This window comes from Streptomyces sp. NPDC006265, assembly GCF_040613555.1.
In the GTDB taxonomy this organism is placed as follows: Bacteria; Actinomycetota; Actinomycetes; order Streptomycetales; family Streptomycetaceae; genus Streptomyces.
In genome coordinates this window covers 1-4,219 of record NZ_JBEXSH010000800.1, presented here as the reverse complement: position 1 = coordinate 4,219, position 4,219 = coordinate 1, and the positions used below count along the sequence as shown (strand labels likewise).

The following is a 4,219-nucleotide window of genomic DNA, read 5'->3' as shown; positions in this document are numbered from 1 at the left end:
GGGTCCGCCTCCGGGCGATGCTGCCCGACGGCACCTGGGGAGGCTTCTCGGCGGAACGGGCGGTGACGACGGGCGCGGGGCGCTGACGCACTCCGCCGCATCGGCCGGGAGAGGCAGCCCGTCACCTGCACGGGGGCGCTCGGCGTGCGGCCGGGGCCCGGGGAGCTTTGGCTGACCTCGAGGCAGCACGGGCGTTCCCCGACCCTCGGCGGCGCAAGGGATGTACCGCCAACCGTGCCGCCGGAGGGCAGTCCACATGCGCAACTCATCGTCAGTTCTCCGCTCCGGCCTGACCGTGGCAGTCGCCGCGCTGCCCCTCGCCCTGGCCGCGGTGCCCGCCGTCGCGGGCCCGGGCATCTCCGTGAGCACCACGGGGTCCACGGTGTCGGTCACGACCAGCTCGTGCACCCAGATCAACGGCAGCTGGGGCACCGCCTCGCTTCTCACCAGCAGTCAGGGCAGCTTCGCCCAGGGCCGCCAGGTGACGCTGTCGGGGACGTCCACGAGTCAGTCGGCCGCCTGGTCGAGTGTCTCCCCCGGCACGTACACCGTCATCGTCGTCTGCTCGGACGGCACCACCGCGGGCACGCAGTCCGTCGTGGTCTCCACCGCCCCATCCCCTTCCCCCTCGCGGTCCGTGTCCCCCTCGGCGTCGCCGTCCCGCGGTGTGATGGGCGGGGTCGGCGGCAGCACGACGGACTACGGAACCGTCACGCTCGTCGCGGGCGGCGCGCTGGTAGGCGCCGGCCTCCTCGGAACGGCCTGGTATCTGCGCCGGCGCAACAAGCCGTACCGGCTCTGACCCGGTACGGACGGCGGCCCGTTCTCCCGAAGCGCTCCGGGCGGACGGGCCACCGTCATGTCGCGTCCGCGCCCGGACCGCCGCTCATCACGTCACAGGTCCTGACGGGGCCGCCACCGGGTCAGGCCGGCTCGGCCGGTCCGCCGTCCGGGAGTTCGGCGAAGTCCGCGAGGGCGCGCCGGAGCCACTGGGTCCAGAAGGTCTCCAGGTCGATGCCGGCCCGCAGCACGAGGTGCCGCAGCCGGACGTCGGCGCCGTCCCGGCCGGGCGGGAAGTCGCGCTCCTCGATCTCCTCGTACTCCGCCAGCTGCCGTTCGTGCAGCTCCAGATGGCGTCGCAGATCCGCCTCCAGACCCGCCGTGCCGACCACGGCCGCCGCCCTGAGCCGCAGCAGCAGCGCGTCGCGGTGCGGCTTGGGGTCCTGGGATGCGGAGGTCCAGCGGGCCAGTTCCGCACGGCCCGCGGGCAGGACCTCGTAGCTCTTCTTCTGCCCCCGGGCCGGCTGCTCGGACGGCAGCGCCCGGATGAGGCCGTCGGCCTCCAGTTTCCCCAGCTCGCGGTAGATCTGCTGGTGCGTCGCCGACCAGAAGTAACCGATCGACCGGTCGAACCGGCGGGTCAGCTCCAGGCCCGAGGACTTCTTCTCGAGCAGGGCGGTGAGGATCGCGTGCGGGAGTGACATGGCCTCATCCTAGGGACGCGTTACCGCACTACAGCGCGGCCGCCAGCTCCGTGCCCTGCTTGATGGCGCGCTTGGCGTCCAGCTCGGCGGCCACGTCGGCGCCGCCGATGAGGTGTGTGCTGCGCCCGGCGGCGAGCAGCTCCTCGTACAGGCTGCGGCGCGACTCCTGGCCCGTGCACAGCACGATCGTGTCGACCTCGAGGACCGTGCTCTCCTCGCCGACGGTGATGTGGAGCCCGGCGTCGTCGATCCGGTCGTAACTGGCGCCCGGGACCATGGTGACGCCGCGGTGCTTGAGCTCGGTGCGGTGGATCCAGCCGGTGGTCTTGCCGAGGCCGGCGCCGACCTTGGACGTCTTGCGCTGGAGCAGGTGGACGGTGCGCGGCGGGGCGGGCCGCGCGGGCGCGGCAAGGCCTCCGGGGCCGCTGTAGTCCATGTCGACGCCCCACTGGCGGAAGTACGTCGCCGGGTCCTCGTGGGCCTTGTCGCCGCCGTCGGTGAGGAACTCGGCGACGTCGAAGCCGATGCCGCCCGCGCCCAGGATCGCGACCCGGTCGCCGACGGGGGCGCCGTCGCGCAGGACGTCGAGGTAACCGATGACGCTCGGATGGTCGACGCCGGGGATCTCGGGGGTGCGCGGGGTGACGCCGGTGGCGACGACGACCGCGTCGAAGCCGTCGACGTCCGCCGCCGTGACCAGGGTGTTCAAGCGGATGTCGACGCCGTGCCAGTCGAGCTGGGTGCGGAAGTAGCGCAGCGTCTCGTCGAATTCCTGCTTGCCCGGGACCTTGCGGGCGACGTTGAGCTGGCCGCCGATCTCGCTCGCCGCGTCGAACAGCGTCACCTCGTGCCCGCGCTCGGCGGCGGAGACCGCGCAGGCGAGGCCGGCCGGGCCGGCGCCGACGACCGCGACGCGCTTGCGCAGCCGGGTCGGGGAGAGCACGAGCTCGGTCTCGTGACAGGCGCGCGGGTTGACCAGGCAGGAGGTGATCAGGCCGCTGAAGGTGTGGTCGAGGCAGGCCTGGTTGCAGCCGATGCAGGTGTTGATCGCCTCGGGGCGGCCGGCGGCGGCCTTGGTGACGAAGTCGGGGTCGGCGAGCATCGGGCGGGCCATCGACACCATGTCGGCGGCGCCCTCGGCGAGCAGTTCCTCGGCCAGTTCGGGGGTGTTGATTCGGTTGGTGGTGACGAGCGGGACGGACACCTCGCCCATGAGCCGCTTGGTCACCCAGGTGTACGCCCCGCGCGGCACGGAGGTCGCGATGGTGGGGATGCGGGCCTCGTGCCAGCCGATGCCGGTGTTGATGATCGTCGCCCCGGCGGCCTCGACGGCCTTGGCGAGGGTGATGACCTCGTCGAGCGTCGAACCGCCCGGGACGAGGTCGAGCATGGAGAGCCGGTAGACGACGATGAAGTCCTCGCCGACCGCCTCGCGCACCCGGCGCACGATCTCCAGCGGGAAGCGCGTGCGGTTCTCGTAGGAGCCGCCCCACCCGTCGGTGCGGTGGTTGGTCTGCAGGGCGATGAACTCGTTGATGAGGTAGCCCTCGGAGCCCATGATCTCGACGCCGTCGTAGCCGGCCTGCCGGGCGAGACGGGCGGCGCGGGCGTAGTCGTCGATCGTCCGCTCGATGTCGGCTTCGGTGAGCTCGCGGGGCGGGAAGGGGCTGATCGGCGCCTGGACCGGGCTCGGCGCGACGAGGTCCTTGTGGTAGGCGTACCGGCCGAAGTGCAGGATCTGCATCGCGATCCGCCCGCCCTCGCGGTGCACGGCGTCGGTGACGACCCGGTGCCGCTCGGCCTCCGCCTCGGTGGTGAGCTTGGCGCCGCCCTCATAGGGCCGCCCCTCGTCGTTGGGGGCGATGCCGCCGGTGACGATCAGGCCCACTCCCCCGCGGGCGCGGGCGGCGTAGAAGGCGGCCATGCGCGCGAAGCCGCCCTCGGCCTCCTCCAGGCCCACGTGCATGGAGCCCATGAGGACCCGGTTGGGCAGGGTCGTGAAGCCAAGGTCGAGGGGGGTCAGCAGGTGCGGGTAACGGCTCATCGGGCCCTCCGTGCGCGGTGTCGTGCCTGTAGTTGTAGAGGACTACCGACGGTTTATGCAACTAGTTGCACAAGGTGATGGAGGGCACAGTAGGGCCATGACCAGGGACCTTGGGCCGCTGACCGCGGTGGTGGACCTCGCGGGCGAACTGATCCGCCGCCCGAGCCGGGACGGCCTCGACGGCCCCGCACCCGTTCTGGCGGTGCTGGAGGACTGGCTCACCGGCCACGGGCTGCCCTGCCGCCGGCGGCCGGCCCGGCCCGTGGTGGGCACTGGACGCCTGCGTGGACACCGCGCCGTTCGGCGACGAGAGGGCCTGGTCCTTCCCGCCCACCGCCGGGACGTCGTCGACGGCCGGCTGCGCGGCAGGGGCGCGGCCGACTCGAAACTCGCCGCCGCCCTGTTCTGCCATATCGCGGCCGAGTTGCACGGCCGTGCGGGCCGGCTCGGCGGCGGACTCGCGGTCCTGCTCGACGCCGACGAGCACACGGGCGGCTTCGGGGGCGCCCGGGCGTATCTCGCCGATCCGGACGCGGCCCGCCCGGCCGTGGTGATGATCGGCTATCCGGGCTCGACGAGGTCGTGGTCGGCGGACGCGGGCTGTGGCGGGCCGGAATCGCCGTGCACGGGGCCTCGGGGCACTCCGGGTCACGCCGGTCGGCGGTCGGTGCGGTCTCGCGGGCCGCGCACC

General features: G+C 73.1%; 3 protein-coding genes and 2 pseudogenes. 3 read left to right on the top strand and 2 right to left on the bottom strand.

Going from position 1 to position 4,219, the window contains the following annotated elements; genetic code table 11:
• Both ABZ281_RS40215 and ABZ281_RS40210 read left to right on the top strand, forming a co-directional pair.
• Positions 1–86, top strand: a pseudogene (locus tag ABZ281_RS40215) (hydrolase); the annotation flags it as partial.
• Positions 87–256: 170 nt separating this feature from the next.
• Positions 257–802, top strand: coding sequence for a hypothetical protein (locus ABZ281_RS40210; RefSeq protein ID WP_356662928.1), 546 nt, complete (start codon positions 257–259; stop codon positions 800–802).
• A 121-nt stretch (positions 803–923) separates the two neighbouring features.
• On the opposite strand, the gene ABZ281_RS40205 is transcribed toward ABZ281_RS40210, so the two are convergent.
• Positions 924–1,484 carry a PadR family transcriptional regulator gene (locus ABZ281_RS40205; RefSeq protein ID WP_356662927.1) on the bottom strand — a complete coding sequence of 187 codons (561 nt, stop codon included), beginning with the start codon at positions 1,482–1,484 and terminating at the stop codon, positions 924–926.
• A 28-nt stretch (positions 1,485–1,512) separates the two neighbouring features.
• Entirely contained in the window at positions 1,513–3,528 is a 2,016-nt protein-coding gene (locus ABZ281_RS40200) for an NADPH-dependent 2,4-dienoyl-CoA reductase (RefSeq protein WP_356662926.1), read from the bottom strand.
• Between the two features lie 97 nt (positions 3,529–3,625).
• On the opposite strand from ABZ281_RS40200, the pseudogene ABZ281_RS40195 reads away from it, so the two are divergent.
• Positions 3,626–4,219: pseudogene (locus ABZ281_RS40195) on the top strand (M20/M25/M40 family metallo-hydrolase); the annotation flags it as partial.

Excerpts from the sequence above, each read along its gene's own strand:
- ABZ281_RS40210 (WP_356662928.1), top strand. The coding sequence starts at position 257 with ATGCGCAACTCATCGTCAGTTCTCCGCTCCGGCCTGACCGTGGCAGTC.
- ABZ281_RS40205 (WP_356662927.1), bottom strand. The coding sequence starts at position 1,484 with ATGTCACTCCCGCACGCGATCCTCACCGCCCTGCTCGAGAAGAAGTCC.
- ABZ281_RS40200 (WP_356662926.1), bottom strand. The coding sequence starts at position 3,528 with ATGAGCCGTTACCCGCACCTGCTGACCCCCCTCGACCTTGGCTTCACG.